The following is a 17,532-nucleotide window of genomic DNA, read 5'->3' on the forward strand; positions in this document are numbered from 1 at the left end:
CAGTTGCAGCGCGAAAAGGAGACCGCTGGCTATGGCTGGTTTCGGAGACGTGGTTAAAAAAGCGTTTTATTTAGGGGTTGGGGTAGCGTCTTACGCCGGAGAGAAGGCGGGCGATACCTTCAAAGACCTGCGAGAGCAATCTCAAACCCTGGTGAATGAGTTGGTAGCACGCGGCGAGATTACCGCTGAAGAAGCCCAACGCCTCGTAAATGACATGGTCAATCGGGCTCAGAATACGGCAGCCAACAGTACCAGCACTACAGACAACCTGCCGCAGCCGCGACCGATTGAAATTTTAGATGACGACACGCCTAGCGTTGCCGATGCCCAAACAGAGGCGCTACGCACGCAGGTAGCAGCCCTGCGCCAAGAACTAGAAAACCTCAAGCGTAAGTCGAGTAGCTAGCCCTATGGATGACTGGTCGAAGCAGTTTTTTAATGCCTTTGGCACCGCCGTACAAGATTTTACCCAGCAGCTGAGTGAAGACACTGAGCGTTGGCTAGATGAACTTACGGAGCAGCTGGTTCACGCCTCAGATGCTCTTTTACAGAGAACTGATCAATGGGCTGAACAGGTACAAGAGGCGATCGACCCGGAGATCGATCGCATTGTGGATGAGCTCAACCATGTTGTAGAACCCTGGCGATTTACCCTTAATACGCAGGTCGATGACGTGGTCGATCAGCTTGACGAAATATTGGGGCCGCTGGTGACGGGCCTATCGGGTATTGACCAGTGGTTTGAGGAAGTCTCGAGCCCCATCAACAACACCGTTGAGCCGCTGCTGCAAAATTATCCTGCCTGTGTCGGCTGCCGAAATTTTTGCGGTCAGACCTACGGCGGCAATACTTTGGTGTGCGCCATGCACCCCTTTGGCCCCGAGGAAGAACGCCAATGTCCCGATTGGGATTCTGTTTGGCCGCAGCCACCGACTCCGTAATGGTGTGAGCGGCTGTATGACCTGATTCTCTTAGGTGCATTGCTAACGCGTTGGCGTGGCCTCGCCTCAGCGTTATGCACTCTACGGCTGGTCAGTCAGCAGCGGGAAGAAGTGGCCAACAGGGCCTTGACCTTGGCCAATTGCAAGAGCGTGCCTGAGCGCACTGGTGACGTAGTCTTTGGCATCCTTGACAGCGCTCAGGGGAGCTTTGCCTAACGCCAGGTTGGCCGCGATCGCGGCCGATAGCGTACAGCCCGTGCCGTGGGTGTGGGTGGTCTCGACAACGTCTGTGGCTAGAACCACCACCTCATGCCCATCAAACCAAACGTCGGTGCTGCGGAGGCGATCGGCCATGCCGCCCCCTTTGACTAGCACCGCCTGGGGACCAAGCTGATAAATGTGACGGGCGGCGGCTTCCATATCCGCCAGGGTAGAAATTTCTAGGCCGCTAAGCAACTGGGCCTCATGGCGGTTGGGCGTGAGAATGCGCGCCTGGGGAATGAGGGTGCGGGTCAGGGTAGCGATCGCGTCATCGTCAATTAGCTGCGCCCCGGTACGCGACACCATGACCGGATCTACCACCACGGGAATGTTTTGAGGCAGCGAACCCAGAGCTTGGGCCACCGCTTGAATAATGCCCTGGTTGAGCAACATACCGGTTTTGACCCCCTGCACCGCAATGTCGCCAGTAACGGCCTCAATTTGAGCCACCACGGCCTCGGGCGGTAGCGCATCGACTCGCGTTACCCCCAGGGTATTTTGGGCGGTGACGCAGGTGAGAGCGCTGGTGCCGTGGACCAGGTGAAACGCAAAGGTGCGCAAGTCGGCCTGAATACCAGCCCCACCGCCGCTGTCAGAGCCAGCGATGGTGAGGGCCGCAGGCCAGGGGGGCGGCGTGGTCATGGCTAGCGGTTGTTGTTGGGCCGTCGCCGCTGCAAAAACTCAGGGATATCCAGCCCTGCCCCTAGACCGCTGGAGCCGCTGCTGGCCGGAGGTGTAATTGGTGGAGCCGACAGCGTGCGCTTAAAGGGGGTAACGCGGGCCACCTCTAGCTCGGGCTGGGCTCCAGCGCGGTGGTTAAAACCAGTGGCAATCACGGTGATGCACACTTCGCCCTGCATGCGCTCGTCGATTACGGCCCCAAAGATAATGTTGGCGTTGGGGTCGACCCCTTCGTAAATAATTTCGGCAGCCGCGTTAACTTCATGGAGGGTGAGGTCGGAGCCACCCGTGACGTTAAACACCGCCCCAGACGCTCCATCGATGGAAGACTCTAACAACGGCGAGGAGATCGCCGCGATCGCCGCTTCCCGCGCCCGAGACTTACCCGACCCCGTGCCAATACCCATCAGTGCCGTGCCCGCATCAGCCATGATGGCCCGCACGTCAGCAAAGTCAACGTTGACCAAACCGGGGATCGTAATGATGTCAGAGATACCCTGCACCCCCTGGCGCAGAATGTCGTCGGCAGTACGAAAGGCCTCCTGCACCGGAGTCTGCTCAGAGATCACCGACAGCAGCTTGTCGTTGGGAATAATAATTAGTGTGTCGACTCGGCCCTGAAGCGCAGCAATGCCTTCGTCGGCCTGATTCATGCGGCGACGCCCCTCAAAGGTAAACGGGCGAGTGACGACCCCAACAGTCAGTGCTCCCGCTTCTTTGGCAACTTCGGCCACAATAGGGGCCGCCCCCGTACCGGTACCCCCACCCATACCGGCGGTAATAAATACCAGATCCGACTCTTCTAGGGCGGCGGCAATTTCTTCGCGCGATTCTTCGGCGGCTTTTTGACCGATGGCCGGGTTGCCCCCCGCCCCTAGCCCACGGGTTAACTTCTGACCAATATGCAGGCTGTTGGTCATGGTGGTGGTATCGAGGGCCTGGGCATCGGTATTGACCGACCAAAACTCGATTCCGGCGAGGCCGCTGCTAATCATGCGGTTGACGGCATTGCAGCCGCCACCGCCGACCCCAATCACCTTAATGCGGGCGACGCTACTGGGCAAAGCCGTGTTGTTGGTGTACGTTTCTCCGGGCATAGCTCTGGCATTGTGGGGTTGACTGGAGTTAAGCTCGCCGTGGCTAAACGGGTTAGACGGGCTAGCGAAAGCGGTCACAGCATCAGCCGACGAGCGCGGGTCGGAGGAGACAGATTCTGTCTGATGAGACAAATAAGCCTCGTAGTCAGCGCCGCTGTGGCCAGCACCATTGCCGTGGGGGTCGTCGGGGAGCATAGAATTTAAGGCCGTAGACAATATATTAATTACCCGTACTAGATAACCGAAGATAGCACCTAAGTCTTGAAAATCTAAGCCCCGGCTGATTCTAGACAACTATAGAGTACTTCGCTGGAAAAAACCAAATCGCCTTGGCAAGTCTTAAACTACCTGATTTAACCACTGAAACCCAAAAAATAAACGCTCCTGTCTGGATATATTGGGTCAATTTTGAGCCAAAAAATCTTTGCCGACGTGGGCAGGGGTCTAGGGCTGACCTGTTGGGCCACCCCCTGCCGCCGCTCAGGGTCGGGGGGTAGCTGTCGATGGGGCATCGGCTTCTACTACGGCTATTGAGGGCGCGCTGGGGTTGCTGAGATCGATGCGGGCGACTTCGTTGTCGGTAAGCTGGTTGGGCAGGTTGCGCATGCGATCGAGGGTAGCCAGCTGCTGCTCTAGCTCTGGGCTGTAGGGACCGAGGTAGACCGTACCGAGGGCGGTTTCTAGCACCAGGTTGTTGGGGTCGTGCCAGTCAATTTCGGTGATGGCGACCGGGCTATTCACGATCGTTTCGTAGATCTGGGGCCAGTAGCGCTGGTACTGAGGCTGAATACCACGCAGCTGTAGAGTTGGCAACTGCGGCGAGGCGCTGCCAATGCCAAAGCTGGACAGGGGCATCCAGGCACCGTGGGCATCGAGAAATCCGGCCTGGAGGTACTGATTGTCGGCGGTGCGATCGCTCTTGCCGACGGGTAGCACCACGGCCACAGGTACGCGTTCTTCGACCCGAACGTTGAGGCGCGGCGGCAAAAGCTGGCGGGTGACTTCGGCAGAAACGATGGGGCCGCGATCGCGCAGCTGGCGGGCCAACAGCTCTGGCTCAACCTTCATCAGCGCCTGGGGGTACTGGAGCGGCACCAGGTTTTGCACGGCCTCATCGCTGAGCAGATGGTTGCCGCTGACGTTGATCTGGGTCGGGCTATGGATCAGCCACACCGGGCGAGTAGCGCCCCAAAAAATTGCGGCGGTGAGCCCCGAGAGGGCCCAAAACCGCCACAGCGCTTGGCTAATGGAGATGCGCCGCCGCCGCCTGAGGCTCTGGCGGCGGCTCTTGAGTTCGTCGCGGGAGAGGGGTGAAACGCGGGTCATGGCATAGGAAGGGGCTTGGCGTAGCCCGGCGATCGGAGCTGCCACAAAACGCGGGGTCAAGGGGTAAGGAGGGCTTTCTACTCGCGTATTTTGGCCCCTGCCAACCCCAGCCGCCTTTAGGCTGATGCCGATTTTAGCGCCTGTAGCGATTGATGCAACGCTTTTTCCCAGCGCAGCGCTAAATCGCTGTCGGTGAAGGGAATATGGTAGGTTTCACCGCTGGCGGTGGCCAGGGCCAGCGCAACGTCTCCCTTGGCCGGCTGGGCCTCGTCGACCACAGGCTGGCCGTCAATCTCTAGCCGCAGGTCGGTGATGTCTTGGAGGGACAGGTCAGTGAGGTCGATGGGCCCCTGACGGGTGGGGCGGCCCCAGGTGAGGCGATCGCCCCGCTGACCGAGCATGGCTTTGATGTCATACTTGCTGCGATCAAACGCGGCCGCCCAAGCTTCGTAGGCCTGCACTTTTTGGTACTCGTGCCAGCCCGCCCAGGCCAACCCAATAAAGACCGCCAGCAGGGGCAGCCACAGAAGTCCTCGTTCCATAGATAACTATCTCTACCTCGTGTGACATAAGGTTGACCCAGAAACCGGGCATACAGGTAGCCGAAAACAAATATCTCTCCTCAGGAGGTAGGGGCAACGGTTAGTGTGTGGTTACTTTCCGTCCAAATTTTCGGCCTAGCGCCGCAGCGGCAATGGGCTGCTTTACTAATTGTAAAGTCTTGCAACGGCAGCCGACAGAATTTCCTGGTGCCGTGAAAAAGTAGGCCTAGGCAAGTGACTTGCCGACCCACTGCATTTTATGGAGGCTGGTACATTGGCATTTCTACCCCTTTTAGCCACGACGGTTCCCCACACGGCTGCTTGGAGCCCTAAGGTGGCCGCTGTGATGATTGTCTGCAACCTTTTGGCCATCGCCATTGGCCGGTTCACTATTCAAATTCCCGATGCTAAGCCGTCGCTGCCTTCCCCTGAGTTTTTTGGCGGCATGGGGCTACCTGCCCTGCTGGGAACCACCAGCTTTGGCCATCTGCTAGGGGCCGGGGCAATTTTGGGCCTGGCCAATCTGGGCGTGCTCTAGGGTTGTTCGCCAACGTCAAGAGGTTCAACGTGAGGATGCCGGTGGCTGAGTCTACCGGCATCCTCACGGCATTTAGGGCCGAGATTTAGGCTCGGGTTTAAGCCCCTGGCAGAGGCGGCGATCGCGCTCTGCAATGCCGCTGTTGGTTTGTAGATAGTCGGTCGCCCAGGCGCAGCCGTAGGCCAGAGGATCAAGGCTCAGGATCGGTTCTGTTTTCCAGAACACCACGGTTTCGTCGTCTCCTACTGAGGCCAGCACGGTGCCCTCGCGATTGAAGGCTACGCTGCGTACCCCAGAATTGTGCTGTTTAAGCGTGTTGATCAGAGCTGGGGTCGGCTGGGTGAGCCCTCCCCGTGGGCAGAGCTGACCGGAGAGACAGTTGAGGCTCCAGAGCTTAACCGTTTCGTCAATGCTGGCGGTGGCCAGCAGGCTACCGTCGGGGCTAAAGGCGACCCCCCACACCGCCGCCTGATGGCCCCTAAGCGTTGCTACCAGGGTACCGTCGGGTCGCCACAGGCGAGCGGTATTGTCGCCGCTACCGGTGGCAATCCAGCGGCTGTCGGGGCTGTAGGCCACCCGCCACACCGCCGACCCGTGCTCTAGGGTGTGCAGCAGATCGCCCTCGCGGCTCCACAGCCGCAGTTTGCCGTCATTGCTGGCGGTGGCAAACTGCGCGCCATCGGGGCTATAGGCCACATCCCAAATCGGGGCCGCTGCACCTACCCATTGGGCGATCGCGCTGCCGTCAGCCGCCCGCCGGTAGAGCTGACCCGTCACGGTGCTGGCAACCAGCTCTTGACCGCTGGGGTGCCAGGCGACCCCCAACAGAGCTGCGTCGTGACCGCCGATGGTCTGCTTCAGGTTTCCGTCAAAGTCCCACAGTTTGAGGGTGGTATCTTCACTGGCAGAGGTCAGCCAGGGCTGAGTGGGGTGCAGCGCCAGGCGGGTAATGCCGGCCCGGTGAGCCTGAAAGCTTTTCACGGTGGCGCTGGCCGGGTTAATTAAGGTGAGCAACTGGTTGCTGCCCGCAGTGGCGAGGGTTTGCCCACTGGGGCTAAATACCGCTCCTAGAGCAAGGCTGCTCAACCCCTGCAGCTTGTGATAAAAGGGACTGTGCGGCTGCCACAGCAGCACCTGGTTGTCGGCCCCAGCGGAGGCGATAGTTGCCCCATCGGGGCTGTAGGCTACCCCCCAAACGGCGGCGCTGTGGCCCTCTAGGGTAGTCAGCAGGGTGCCACTGGCGCTCCACAGCGCCAGGGTTTTATCCCAGCTGGCGGAAACAAATTCTTGCCCATTAGCACTCCAGGCGATCGCTTTGACCGGGGCCCTGTGGTGCACCAGGGTTTTGAGCAGGGTGCCGTCTAGGGTCCACAGCTTGATGGTTTTGTCGAGGCTGCCGCTGAGCAGACGATCGCCTGCCGGGTTAAAGGCCAGGGTGTGCACGGGGGCGCTGTGGCCCTCTAGACGGCCTAAGTACTGGCCATCGGGCCGCCACATCGAAATTGTGTTGTCGTTGCCCCCAATGGCGATCGCGTCTTTCCGGGAGCTGTAGGCAATGGCGCGAATGCCAGTCACCTCACCGGGGTGCTGAAACTGACCGATGCGTTCTCCCGACAAAGCTCCTGACGCATCTTCCGCCAGACTAAAGGCCTCCACCTGGTTGCCGCTTCCGCCCACCAGCAGCGCGGTGCCGTCAGGGCTGATTGCCATGCTCCAGATGCCGCGGATGGGGGTCTCAATCGTGCTTTTTAGCTCTCCTGTCGCCGTCCAGAGCCGAACGGTACCATCGTCGCCCGCCGAGGCCAGGTGGCGACCGTTGGGGGTGTAGGCAAGGGCGCGAATTGCCGCCTGGTGGCCGATTAGAGTTTTGAATAGAGTGCCATCGGACTGCCAGAGATGAATGGTGGCATCGACCCCGGCGGTAGCTATTTGCCCGGCGTAGTCTGGGCTGGGGTTGAAGCTGGTGGCCAGCACCGCCGCCCGGTGGCCGGTGAGGCGATTTTTCTGGTGAATGCTCAGCACAATGCGTTCCAAAATGGCGTCGGCCTGGGCCTGCAGGGCGGGGTCACTTCCGGGCAACTGCCGCAGCCGCTGCTGGCCTCGAATTGCCTCTAGCAGCGCCTCAAAAGACTGCTGGGAGGAGTGCAGCGCCTCGGCACTGCGCACGATGGCATTAGCTTCGTTTTGGGTGGCCTGGCGGTACTGGCGACGGGCCACAAACCCCAGGCCGGTGGCCGCCACCAGGGCGATCGTCACCGTCCCCAGCAGCAGTCGCTGCTGGTCCAGGTGCCGCTGCTGCTCTAGGCGGCGCTGGTGCTCCACCGCCAGTCGGGCCTCAACCTCGACCAGGCGATCGGCTTCTAGCCGAGCCAGGGCTTCGCGCTGATCGAGGGCTTGACTGGCGGCCAAAAATCGATAGTCGAGGGGGCTGAGGCGCTGGTGCTCAGCCCAGGTCAGGGTTTCTTGCAGAGCCTGACCCCGTAGCAGTCGCGACTCATCGGTGTAGTCTGAGGCTACCCAGGCATTGAGGGGAGCGGCGTAGGGCCGCAGGTCGTTGAGCTGCTGCCGAACCCAGGCGGGGCTAAACACCGCCCGGTAGATGGGGTTTTTGACCTGAAGGTAGCCGCCTCGGCGCTCGACGAGACCCAGCAGCAGCAGCTCCGCCAAATCGAGCGAACCCTCACTAGCAACCGCCCCCTGCTCCAGCACCTGCTGGTAAAATCCCAGCCGCTGCCCCAGGCGATGGGGCTGATGCCAGAGGCGATCGCGGATGGTTTTGAGGTGCTCGGGCTCGTCGTGCAGTTCCCAATTTTCGATGATGTGGCGCTGCACCAAATCGTCAACCCAGGCAGCGGCAGTCTGGCTAGACTGGCCGGCAGCGGTGACGAGCAGATGGCAAAGTTTCTGGGTTAGGAAGGGTTGTCCCCCAGTCCAGTACAGCACTCGCTCTAGAACCGGCTGGGGATCGCTCACCCAGGGCTTGAGAGCAGTAACTAGGGGCTGCGCTTCCGCCAGCGTAAAGCCCTCTAGCGCAATCGCCTGGCCGATATTGAAGGGAGTGCAGGTCTTGTCGGCAACCAGAGCACTGGGGGTAGCGACCCCAAATAGGGCAAAGGTCAACCGCTGATAGGCTGGGTTGTCGGCGCGGCGGTTGAAGCAGGTGCGAATCAGGGCAAAAAAGTCATTGGTCTGAAAGGCCAGCCCCAAAATGCTGTCGATTTCGTCAATGAAAACGACCAGGGGTGCCGCCAGGCTGGGCAGCACCACCTGATCGATAAGTTCGGCCAGGCGGGCGACGGGCGGCAGGTGAGCCTGGCTGCGCCACCACTGACCCAGGGCGATCGGTAGGGCTAGCCCCCGCACCAAAGAGGCAGCGATCGCGGCATACCACTGGTCAATTGTGATTTGCTGGCTGCCAATCGCGGTGAGATCAATGGCTACGCTGTGCACCCCCAGCTGACTTAGCACCGTCATGGTATGCACCCGCAGACTCGACTTGCCCATCTGTCGAGCGTTGAACACGTAGCAAAGATGGCCCTCCAGCAGCTGTTGCTGAAGGGTGGCGTCGGCGCGCCGCTGCACGTAGGTAGGCGCGGTAGGCGGTAGGCTACCCCCCACTTGATAGGGCGACTTGAGCGACTGGGTGAGCACTAATTCTCCAGCAGGGTGGCAAAATACTGGCGATATAGCTCACAGCTGGCCACCGAGAGCTGCTGTCTAAAGCGTACCAGCCCCAGCCCCTGCAAGCGAAAAGCTACCTGGGGCGGCAGCTTCACCCCTGCGGAGCTGGTAGCTACCTGAACCATAGCTTCACTGAGTTCAGCTTCTGCTTCGAGCATCTCCAGCTGGTGGCGCAGGTGGCTGCTGTAGATGCCGTCGTAGGCGATCGCCTGCTCAACGACAGCAGCTAGAGGCTGCTGAGCCAGGTGAAACAGGCTGAGCTGGGTTAGGTAGGGGTGCCCTCCCACCAGGTCGAGCAGCTGCAGCAGATCGCCCTCGTCTGAGGCCAAACCATAGCGCAGAGCCAGTTCCTGCACCTGGTCGAGGTTGAAGGGGGGCAGCTCAACGGAAAACCCCACGTTGAAGGGTGATTGGTGAATGTTCAAGGGCATCCAGGCTTCGGTCGAGTGGGCAATCACCAGCCGCAGCTGTAGCCAAAGGTTTTGCTCGGTCCCGTAGCGGCCCTGCTCGTACCAGGCCCGCAGCATGCCCAAAACGTCAGTGGCCACATCGCCGTAGGTAAACAGCTCATCCAGGTCATCGATCACGAGCAGCAGGGGCTGGTCTGAGGCGGGCAGCAGGTAGGTTTCAAAGTAGTCAGTGCAGCTGTAGATGCCGCCAAACAGCCCGTCCCAGCGCTGGTCGAGCTGGTTTGGTAGACCCAGGGCGCGGGCCACTACCGCACAAAACCAGCGCAGGGTTTGATCGAGATCCCCCAGGCAGCGGCGATCGATCGATCGCAGGCTGACGACCACCAACCGCAGACCATAGTCTTGGGCATGGCCCAACAGGAGATTGATCAGTGAGGTTTTGCCAAACTGGCGTGGAGCCCTGAGGCGCACCATGGCCCCAGCCGTCAAAATTTCCTGGGTGCCGCTCGACTCGACCCCAGGTCGATGGATGTAGAACGGTGAGTCGAGGGACAGCGGGCCGTTGAGGGGGCCGCGCTGAGGGGTAAGGGAAGATTCAAGCCGCTGGGTGTCTTCGGGAAGCAGGTAGTCGTCGGCGGTTAGCACAAGATTAAACGCCGCAAAGTAGGTATCTAGGGTGGTAAGGTCGACGGGCTTTTGCCGCCGTCTGGCCTTAACCAGAGTGTTGGCGCTTAGCCCGGTAACGGCACACAGCTGATCGAGGGTATAGGGGTTGCCGTTATTATGCTGGGCGGCCAGCTGCTGCTCAGCGGCTCGCAGTCGCTGCCACCCTTGGGAGCTCAGCACGACGCCCCGTTTGCGGCGATCGCTTGAGGTCATGGCTTGGGTCATTGATTACACAGACATAATTTGCGCCTAGCTTGAAGAATAACGAAGGCCGAAGGGCATCGGCACCAAAGGCAGCGGCGGCGCTATTCGTCATCCGTTCGCCATCAAAATTACTCAAAGCAAGACTCGATTACAAGCCCAACTGCGGCTTCCCCATGACCCCATTCAAGCCAAATTGTAAACCTCAGTGCTGTCGGTTTTATCTTGCTGAAATATCTTGCGATCTTGAGTAGACACCAAATTACTTCTTAACTTATGTTAAGGCTGTCTCAGGCAATTATTTAGCCGTTTATGGGCAAATAGCGCATTGAGAGCTGTCTGCGACTGGCTTTCGGCCATCAAAATAAACTGTTCAACACCAAACTCAAATTCCAAAATCTCAGAACAAATTGCCTATCTAATTTTTTGCGTCGCTACTGCCACAGGGCTAAACGTTAAAAAACCGTATGGCCAACTCCCACATCATCGCCCCGTCGCCCGCCTCGGCAGGTTCTAATTTCACCTGTCACCGAGCCGCAGGGAACCAGGGTGCCGCTCGGCAACTGCTGCTGATTGACAATGAACCCGACATTTGCGTTTTGGTACAGGATGCCCTGAGGGAGTTTGAGGGCTGGCAGGTGACCGTCTGCTGTGACCCCAGCACCGTCGATTTCGACACCAGCCCCCCGTGGGACGCCATTTTGCTAGAAATTTCGGTGACGCGGCTAACGGGGATAGCCCTGGTGCCGGCCTTTCAGTTTCACCCTAGAACCCGCCACATTCCCATTGTGCTGTTGACGTCTCAGGTCATGGCGCGAGACTATGCTCGCTTTGAGCAGATGGGCGTAGCGGGGGTGATTGCTAAACCCTTTGACCCCGTTATTTTGGGCCACCAGATTGCTCAAATGCTGAACTGGGTCACCTATCAGAACTAGGCACGTACCGCTCAGCTTATTAGTGCCAGCGGGGAGCTAAGCGAGGCGGGTTTCGGGGTCGGCCTGGATTGGGTCAGCGTTGAGCTGAGTTTTGGGGTAGTGGATCGATTTGAGGTACCAAAAGGCGACGACCAGCGGCAGCACGTAGCGATCCCAGGGAATCGCTTTCATCATAATCAGGGCGTTGAAGGCCACTATCCAAAACAGCAGATCTGGCTTGGCAAAGCGCAGGCAGGTGAGCAGGGCCAGACCGTAGAACATGGCCAGGTTTAAGGCGTAGAAAGGCAGCAGCTCGGCCACTTTGCCCATGTTGCCGTAGGGAGTATCTAGGGGCGGAAAGATCAGGCAAAAAACGAGCAGACCGCCTGCAATGAGCAGCCATTTTTTCTGGTTGTTACGCAGGGATTGCAGGGGATTGGCGGGGCGAAACAGCAGCCATTCTGGAATGACGATATAGGCTCCAACAAAGGCTAGAAAGTTGACTATACCGCCGGGAGTCAGGGCCAGGGTACTTTGCTGAACTTCGGGCGCATGAGCGACGATCGCACTGGTGGGAGCCAGCCCATCAAACAGCGCAATCCAGCCCAAGAACGACAGGCTGGCCAGGGCCGGGGCCAGCCAGCGCTGGTGCTGACGTAGGCTCACCGCTTGCCCCTGGCGGTACTGGTTGGCGATCGCTAAAAACTCGTAGGTGGCGATCGCCATTGGAAACGCCAGCATATACTGCCGCGAAGAAATCGCCAGCACAAAGGCCAGGCAGCTCAGCCAGTGGCGATCGCGCACGTAGGCCACAAACCCCAGCAGCACCCAGGTGCAGGCGACCATTTCGGTGTAGAGCCGACCGCTGAGAAATAAAAAATACGGGCATAAAAATAGCCCAATCAAACATAAAATGGCCCGACCGCCCTTCTGTCTGCTGGGCCAGCCAATAACAGCCACAATTCCTAAGGACAGTACCAAATTGAGCAGCCTTCCCGCCACCATGCCCTGGTTGAACAGGTACTCTAAAAATCCAAAGATCATGAAGGGCAGGGGGGTGTTTAAACTGTGATACTCCCGCAGGTCAGACAGTGACGGCAGCAGGCTATCGCTAAAGGTCAGGCTCGACTTCCAAAAGTTGACTTCATCCCAATAGGGCGGGCCCTGCAAAAAATCGAGCCAGGCGACAATGGCCAAATAAATCACGGTAATGCCGCCAAGAAACAAAATCTTTTGCTGGGAGTGGCTGAAGGATTGCAGTTTCATGGCGGAAAGGATTTCTAAACTCAGGAGAAAACAGCTGCTCAGGCATGCAGTCAAGTGGGAGGCCCTGCTAGCCTGGGGCCAAGGCTAGCAGGGAGCTGCCGGAGTCGAGGCGGCTGTGGTCTTCTGCTGACTGCGCTCCCAGAAAAAGCCAGCCACGTTGGCCACCTGAGACAAAAATAGCAGCCCCGACAAAACCATAGCCTGAATTTGAGGCTGTCGCGAGAGGGGATAGGTTAGCAACTGCCAATAAAACCGTAGTGGCTCCACCTTTACCTGCTCATCGGCCCGGCGAGCCCTGACCTGGTGAAAGCAGTAGGCTCCCCGCCCATAGTTAAAGTGCTGCCGCCAAAACCGCCGCAGCGACAGGTGGTGGGTGTGCCTCACCCTGGCTGCTGGTGCATAGGCCAGGGGTAGCCCCAGCTGTAGCCAGCGATCGCAAAATTCCCGGTCTTCCCCCGCCGCCAGCGGAAAGGAGGTGTCGAACCCACCGCTCTGGCGGAACTGCTCGGTAGCCATCGCAAAATTGTTGGAGGCAAAAAAGCTGGGTGCCTGGCGACTGTTGTAGTAGTCGTACAGGTAGTCAATCAGAAGCTGGCTGGCGGTTGAGAAGAGGTTTTCAGGTAGGGCGTTCACGGTGTAGCCACCCACCAGCGCCGTGGGCTGCTGGTGCAGCGTAGTCTCTAGCGCCGTGAGCCAGTCGGGGTAGGGCTGGCAGTCGTCATCGGTAAACACCAGGTACTGTCCCCGGGCGTGGGCCGCCCCGGTATTACGAGCGCGGGCGGGGCCGCTGTTGTCCTGCCGCAGTAGGGTGAGGTTGAGGGTCGACTCAAAGGTCTCTGCCACCGGAGCAATGGGCGGGCTGCTGCCATCGTCAACCACAATCACCTCGAAGCGATCGCGGGGATAGCTCAGCTGCGTCAGGCTTTGCAGCAAGCTCGCCAGGCGGTCGGGCCGATTGTAGGTCGGTATTACAATAGAGAACACAGGGACGGGATGGCTCATGGTCGTGGCGGGTAAAGGTCGACGGGTGGAAGTGAACGCAGGACTTTGGCTGCTTAGCAGCTAGCCAGGAGTACCGGCCAGAGGCACCGCAACGTCTTCGGCGGCTGACGACAGACGCACCTCTCCCGGTGCTGGTGGGGTGGTTTGCAGCAGGTGCTGCCCCAACCGACGGGCCAGGGCCAAAATGGTAAAGGTAGGCGAGTAGGATGGCCCGGTGGGAAACACCGCCGAGCTGGCCACGTAGAGGTTTTCGGTGCCAAACACCCGGCAGTCGGTATCGACCACCCCCTCCTCAGGACGGTGGGCCATCCGGGTCGTGCCCATCTGGTGAGCGGCATCGGTCATGTTGTCTAGAGTAGGCGGCTGGTCGCCAAAGTCAAAGTGGCCCAGACCCGCTTCAGCAAACCGCTGGGTGAGCAATTCCAAAATCTTCTCGGTCGAGCGGTGATCCTGATTGGTAAAGCGCCAGTCGAGCACTGTTTTGCGCTGGCCCAGGGGATCCAGCTCGGTGCCGAGGGTAATGCGGCTGTCGGTGTGGGGCACCTGCTCGGTGACAAACTTTACTCTGTAGGAAGCGATCGCGCCGTTGCCATCCCGGCAGGCGGGTCGTCCGCGCACCAGCCGTCCCAGGCTATCCCACCGGGTTTCGTAGATGGGCTTCAGGTAGAGCACGTGCTCCAGCAGCTGATGAGCCTGCTGAGTGGCGTCGTCGAGGGCAAAGCAGATACAAAACCGGGGCTTGGGGGCGTACTGTAGCTCGTTGGCATACTGACGGGCCAGGGGGCCGGGGCGCAGCGTGCCCGTGTGGTGCTTGGGGTGATCAGTGTAAAACCGCCCCACCAGGTTGTGGCTATTGCCCAGGCCGCCGGGCAGCTGGCGGTTGCTAGCCAGTAAAAGACGGGCCGACTCCAGAGCCCCCGTCGCCAGCACAATTGCGTCAGCCTCCACGGTCAGCTCGCGTCCTTCCAGCGATCGACAGCGCACCGTAGTCACCCGACGGTGGGCTTTATCCAGACCCAGCTCAGTCACGGTTGCTCCCAAAATGACCCGCAGATTGGTCGCCCGGCGCATTTCGTCACCAAAGCGTTTGGCGGTGCGGGTGGGGGTTTTCTCCCAGTAAAAGCTGCTCATTTTTAGGCCGCTGGCCCCAAGGGTCGATCGCAGCGCCACGATTTCGGCTCGCTGGGCCTCGGCCTCCAGGTCGCCAAACCCGTAGTCTGCCGCCGCCGAGCGGTAGTGCTCCAGCAAATCGTCAAAGGCGATCGGCCAGCCGCTGTTGGGTACCCAGGGGCGGGGCTCAAAGTCGGAGGGTTGCAGGTACTTCCACTTGCCGGTCCACACGTTGCTGGTGCCACCAAACTGCCGCACCCGACTCACACCCCGCAGCTCGGGGGGCAGGTAGCGGTGGTAGTAAGAGTCGGGGTCGAGTTCGCGGTGGCGCTTGGCCAAAAACACCACGTCATTGAGGGCCTGAATGGCGGGGTCAAAGCGATCGCGGCCGCTCTCCAACAGCACCACATCGCGTCCGTGGCGGGCCAGGTGGGTGGCCACCTCGGCCCCGGCAATGCCAGAACCCACCACCACCACCTGTCCTCGCAATGTCGTTTGCTCGCCCAGATCAAGAATATCGGTAATCATAGAACGTCCTTTAATCAATCTTTTGTGTGGTCCCCCACCATTCCTCAGAACGGAGTGGCCAGCGTCACCACAGTCGAACGTGCCTAGGCGGGTGGTAGTGCCCTGGTCGGCGTCGCCACCCGCCGCAGACCCTGCTTAATCTGGTCGATCGCACCGTAGACAGCGATCGCACCAATATGTCGAGGGTGCAGCCGCAGCGCCCAGAGCCAGTGGGTCAGGGCCGCAACCGTTTGGCCCATTTGGTAAGAAGTTTGGGCGTGCTTGTAGACAAACTCCGCAAACATTTTGGGGTGGGCCTCAAAGGCGGCCCGATGCTTTTCAATCAGCCGGTTAAAACTCTCCTGGCGCAGTTTGGGGTTGCCCGACACCCGCGTGCCCGTATGGGTCAGCAGGTGATAGGTGACCGTGGGCAGACCAATCAGCGTGCAGGCCGGGTTGAGCCGCAAAAAGAACTCCGAATGCACCCGCGATCGAAAGGTTTCATCCCAGCCGCCGATGGCCAGTACTACCTCACGCTCCACCACCAGGGTTTGCTTGGTGTGGGGCGATCGCCCCGGTTCGGGGTCTTCTAAGAAAAAGTGCCTACCCTTGGGGCGATGGGCGGGGGGCAGACGGGTCAACAGCACCTCGCCGTGCTCGTTCACTTTGTTAATGCCCGACAAAACCCCCACGGGTGATGCTGTCTTTGGGGCGGCCTCCAGAGCCGCCATCGACACCGCCGCCATGTGGGGCAGCAGCACATCGTCGTCGTCGAGGTAGGTCACCCAACGGCCTCGCGCCGCCTCGGTTCCCGCATTGCGCGCCCCCGCCCCGCCCCGGCCTGGGTCGAGGCGAATGATCCGCACGCGGGGATCGTCGGGCAGCTGCACGGGCGGGTCAGAGGCATCATCCACSACTACCACCTCCAGGTCGGAGTAGGTTTGCTGCAGGGCGCTGCGCACCGCCAGAGGCAGCAGATGGGGTCGATTGTGGGTCGGAATGATAACGCTGAGCTGAGGTTGCATGGTCTAACCCTTGTGTCTAATCCTGCCTAAAAATGCCTCAAACTAGCCGCCAAATTCTTAGGGCAGCAGCTGTCCAGCCGACACCGGCACCACCGGCACCATCGACCAGCTGCGCGGCTGATAGAACTGACACTTGTTGACGTTTTGCTGCGATGTCACCGTGAAGCGAAACGACTCGACCAGATCAAAGGTGTAAACCGCATCTTTGCGCAGGCGAATTTGGGCGCTATACACCCCCGGTGCCAGCCCCAGATAGGGCATCTGCAGCCGAATTTCTGACAGCCCCGGCGACAGCTGAAAAAAGGCGTCGTCGTTTTGCCCCCGCAGCGACAGTACGTAGCCCGCGCTCTCAATGCCGCCCACTTTGGCGATGCGAATGTCGAGCGCTACCCCGCTATAGCTGTCGTGGGCCTCACAAACGGCGCACAGGCTGAGGGGTTCACCCGTCAACAGGGTTTGGGTGGGCTGTCCGTCACCATCGCGAAAGAACAGGTCGCGAAAGTCAATGCCGTTGCTCTCCTCGGCGGCTTTTGGCGGAAAGACCATGCGGTTTTCGGAGCGCTCGATGCTGTTGAGAAACAGGTCGCGCTCGTACTGATCGACCACGGCATTGACCTCGCCCTGGGCCACTAGCGCTCCCCTAGTCAGATAGATGGCCTGGTCGCAAATGTTGAGAATGGCCTGGGAGTTGTGGTTGACCAGAATAAAAGCCACCCCCCGCTGGCGCAGCTCGTAGAGGCGGCGATAGCACTTGGCCTTAAAGCGGGCGTCGCCGACCGCTAGCACCTCATCGACCAGCAGAATATTGGGCTCGGTGTAGATGGCGCAGGCAAACCCTAGCCGCGCCGCCATCCCCGAGCTGTAGGTCTGCACCGGAGCGTCAATGGCCTCCTCAATTTCGGCAAACTCGACCACCTCAGCAAAGCGCTGCTTAATCTGCTGGGTGGTGAGGCCCAGAATCGACATGTTGGCGTAGATATTTTCCCGCCCGGTCAGAATTGGGTTAAACCCTGCCCCCAGCGCAATCAGCGGGGCCAGCCGTCCGCGCACCCGCACCCGCCCCGTGTCAGGCTTGATCAGGCCGCTAATGATGCGCAGCAGGGTGCTTTTACCCGCCCCGTTGCTGCCTACCAACCCCACCGCCTGCCCGCGATGCAGCTGAAAGCTGATGTCTTTTAGCGCCCAAAACTCCTGGGGTCTGAGGCGATCGCTGTGGGGTCTGCCCCCGGTGAGGTCAGCGGCAATATCCTTCACACCGTAGAAGAGCGATCGCCTCAGGTCGCGGCAGAATTTCTTCGATACCCCCTCCACCGAAATCACGGGCTGACTATCGGATTCAGGAGTTGCCATAAACGATTCCGTTA

Annotated in this window: 15 protein-coding genes; 4 read left to right on the top strand and 11 right to left on the bottom strand. The window is 59.8% G+C overall.

Translation table 11 applies throughout. The features are described from left to right. The first annotated feature begins 31 nt into the window (after positions 1–31). Together IQ265_RS21230 and IQ265_RS21235 are read left to right on the top strand one after the other, a co-directional pair. Entirely contained in the window at positions 32–406 is a 375-nt protein-coding gene (locus IQ265_RS21230; RefSeq protein ID WP_194057300.1) for a hypothetical protein, read from the top strand. A gap of 4 nt (positions 407–410) precedes the next feature. Beyond that, complete coding sequence (locus IQ265_RS21235) at positions 411–941, top strand: hypothetical protein (protein ID WP_194057301.1); 531 nt, start codon at positions 411–413, stop codon at positions 939–941. 81 nt (positions 942–1,022) lie between these two features. On the opposite strand, the gene thiD is transcribed toward IQ265_RS21235, so the two are convergent. From thiD to IQ265_RS21255, 4 genes are all read right to left on the bottom strand, one after another. Next, the gene (thiD, locus tag IQ265_RS21240) at positions 1,023–1,844 is read right to left on the bottom strand and encodes a bifunctional hydroxymethylpyrimidine kinase/phosphomethylpyrimidine kinase (RefSeq protein ID WP_194057302.1); all 822 of its coding nucleotides are present in this window, start codon (positions 1,842–1,844) and stop codon (positions 1,023–1,025) included. Positions 1,845–1,846: 2 nt separating this feature from the next. Then, on the bottom strand, positions 1,847–2,980 hold the full coding sequence (gene ftsZ / locus IQ265_RS21245; RefSeq protein WP_194057550.1) for a cell division protein FtsZ: 1,134 nt from the start codon (positions 2,978–2,980) through the stop codon (positions 1,847–1,849). A 480-nt stretch (positions 2,981–3,460) separates the two neighbouring features. Beyond that, complete coding sequence (locus tag IQ265_RS21250; protein ID WP_194057303.1) at positions 3,461–4,366, bottom strand: FtsQ-type POTRA domain-containing protein; 906 nt, start codon at positions 4,364–4,366, stop codon at positions 3,461–3,463. A gap of 56 nt (positions 4,367–4,422) precedes the next feature. Beyond that, the gene (locus IQ265_RS21255) at positions 4,423–4,848 is read right to left on the bottom strand and encodes a hypothetical protein (RefSeq protein WP_194057304.1); all 426 of its coding nucleotides are present in this window, start codon (positions 4,846–4,848) and stop codon (positions 4,423–4,425) included. Positions 4,849–5,107: 259 nt separating this feature from the next. Between IQ265_RS21255 and psaK the strand changes: the two genes are divergently transcribed. Continuing rightward, positions 5,108–5,386, top strand: a complete 279-nt coding sequence (gene psaK / locus IQ265_RS21260; protein ID WP_194057305.1) for a photosystem I reaction center subunit PsaK — start codon at positions 5,108–5,110, stop codon at positions 5,384–5,386. Positions 5,387–5,458: 72 nt separating this feature from the next. On the opposite strand, the gene IQ265_RS30705 is transcribed toward psaK, so the two are convergent. Together IQ265_RS30705 and IQ265_RS21270 are read right to left on the bottom strand one after the other, a co-directional pair. After that, the gene (locus IQ265_RS30705; RefSeq protein ID WP_347404997.1) at positions 5,459–9,037 is read right to left on the bottom strand and encodes an AAA-like domain-containing protein; all 3,579 of its coding nucleotides are present in this window, start codon (positions 9,035–9,037) and stop codon (positions 5,459–5,461) included. After that, the gene (locus tag IQ265_RS21270) at positions 9,037–10,368 is read right to left on the bottom strand and encodes an AAA-like domain-containing protein (RefSeq protein WP_194057307.1); all 1,332 of its coding nucleotides are present in this window, start codon (positions 10,366–10,368) and stop codon (positions 9,037–9,039) included. The genes IQ265_RS30705 and IQ265_RS21270 overlap by 1 nt, the downstream gene beginning before the upstream one ends. A gap of 443 nt (positions 10,369–10,811) precedes the next feature. Here IQ265_RS21270 and IQ265_RS21275 point away from each other — a divergent pair, with 443 nt between their 5' ends. Next, complete coding sequence (locus IQ265_RS21275; RefSeq protein ID WP_194057309.1) at positions 10,812–11,279, top strand: response regulator; 468 nt, start codon at positions 10,812–10,814, stop codon at positions 11,277–11,279. Between the two features lie 36 nt (positions 11,280–11,315). Here IQ265_RS21275 and IQ265_RS21280 read toward each other — a convergent pair whose 3' ends face one another. From IQ265_RS21280 to IQ265_RS21300, 5 genes are all read right to left on the bottom strand, one after another. Beyond that, on the bottom strand, positions 11,316–12,524 hold the full coding sequence (locus tag IQ265_RS21280) for a hypothetical protein (protein ID WP_194057311.1): 1,209 nt from the start codon (positions 12,522–12,524) through the stop codon (positions 11,316–11,318). 84 nt (positions 12,525–12,608) lie between these two features. Beyond that, entirely contained in the window at positions 12,609–13,526 is a 918-nt protein-coding gene (locus tag IQ265_RS21285) for a glycosyltransferase (protein WP_194057313.1), read from the bottom strand. Between the two features lie 60 nt (positions 13,527–13,586). Next, positions 13,587–15,164 carry a GMC family oxidoreductase gene (locus IQ265_RS21290; RefSeq protein ID WP_194057315.1) on the bottom strand — a complete coding sequence of 526 codons (1,578 nt, stop codon included), beginning with the start codon at positions 15,162–15,164 and terminating at the stop codon, positions 13,587–13,589. Between the two features lie 83 nt (positions 15,165–15,247). Further along, positions 15,248–16,168, bottom strand: a complete 921-nt coding sequence (locus tag IQ265_RS21295) for a glycosyltransferase family 2 protein (protein ID WP_194057317.1) — start codon at positions 16,166–16,168, stop codon at positions 15,248–15,250. A 57-nt stretch (positions 16,169–16,225) separates the two neighbouring features. Beyond that, the gene (locus IQ265_RS21300) at positions 16,226–17,518 is read right to left on the bottom strand and encodes a polysaccharide ABC transporter ATP-binding protein (protein ID WP_228038258.1); all 1,293 of its coding nucleotides are present in this window, start codon (positions 17,516–17,518) and stop codon (positions 16,226–16,228) included. Between the last annotated feature and the right edge of the window lie 14 nt (positions 17,519–17,532).

The organism is Nodosilinea sp. LEGE 06152 (assembly GCF_015207525.1).
Lineage (GTDB): Bacteria > Cyanobacteriota > Cyanobacteriia > Phormidesmidales > Phormidesmidaceae > Nodosilinea.

Bases quoted from the DNA above. Each gene is read 5' to 3' on its own strand.
- IQ265_RS21290 (WP_194057315.1), bottom strand. From the start codon at position 15,164: ATGATTACCGATATTCTTGATCTGGGCGAGCAAACGACATTGCGAGGA.
- IQ265_RS21255 (WP_194057304.1), bottom strand. From the start codon at position 4,848: ATGGAACGAGGACTTCTGTGGCTGCCCCTGCTGGCGGTCTTTATTGGG.
- IQ265_RS21285 (WP_194057313.1), bottom strand. From the start codon at position 13,526: ATGAGCCATCCCGTCCCTGTGTTCTCTATTGTAATACCGACCTACAAT.
- IQ265_RS21275 (WP_194057309.1), top strand. From the start codon at position 10,812: ATGGCCAACTCCCACATCATCGCCCCGTCGCCCGCCTCGGCAGGTTCT.
- psaK (WP_194057305.1), top strand. From the start codon at position 5,108: ATGGAGGCTGGTACATTGGCATTTCTACCCCTTTTAGCCACGACGGTT.
- ftsZ (WP_194057550.1), bottom strand. From the start codon at position 2,980: ATGCCCGGAGAAACGTACACCAACAACACGGCTTTGCCCAGTAGCGTC.
- IQ265_RS21235 (WP_194057301.1), top strand. From the start codon at position 411: ATGGATGACTGGTCGAAGCAGTTTTTTAATGCCTTTGGCACCGCCGTA.
- thiD (WP_194057302.1), bottom strand. From the start codon at position 1,844: ATGACCACGCCGCCCCCCTGGCCTGCGGCCCTCACCATCGCTGGCTCT.
- IQ265_RS21280 (WP_194057311.1), bottom strand. From the start codon at position 12,524: ATGAAACTGCAATCCTTCAGCCACTCCCAGCAAAAGATTTTGTTTCTT.
- IQ265_RS21300 (WP_228038258.1), bottom strand. From the start codon at position 17,518: ATGGCAACTCCTGAATCCGATAGTCAGCCCGTGATTTCGGTGGAGGGG.
- IQ265_RS21230 (WP_194057300.1), top strand. From the start codon at position 32: ATGGCTGGTTTCGGAGACGTGGTTAAAAAAGCGTTTTATTTAGGGGTT.
- IQ265_RS21270 (WP_194057307.1), bottom strand. From the start codon at position 10,368: ATGACCCAAGCCATGACCTCAAGCGATCGCCGCAAACGGGGCGTCGTG.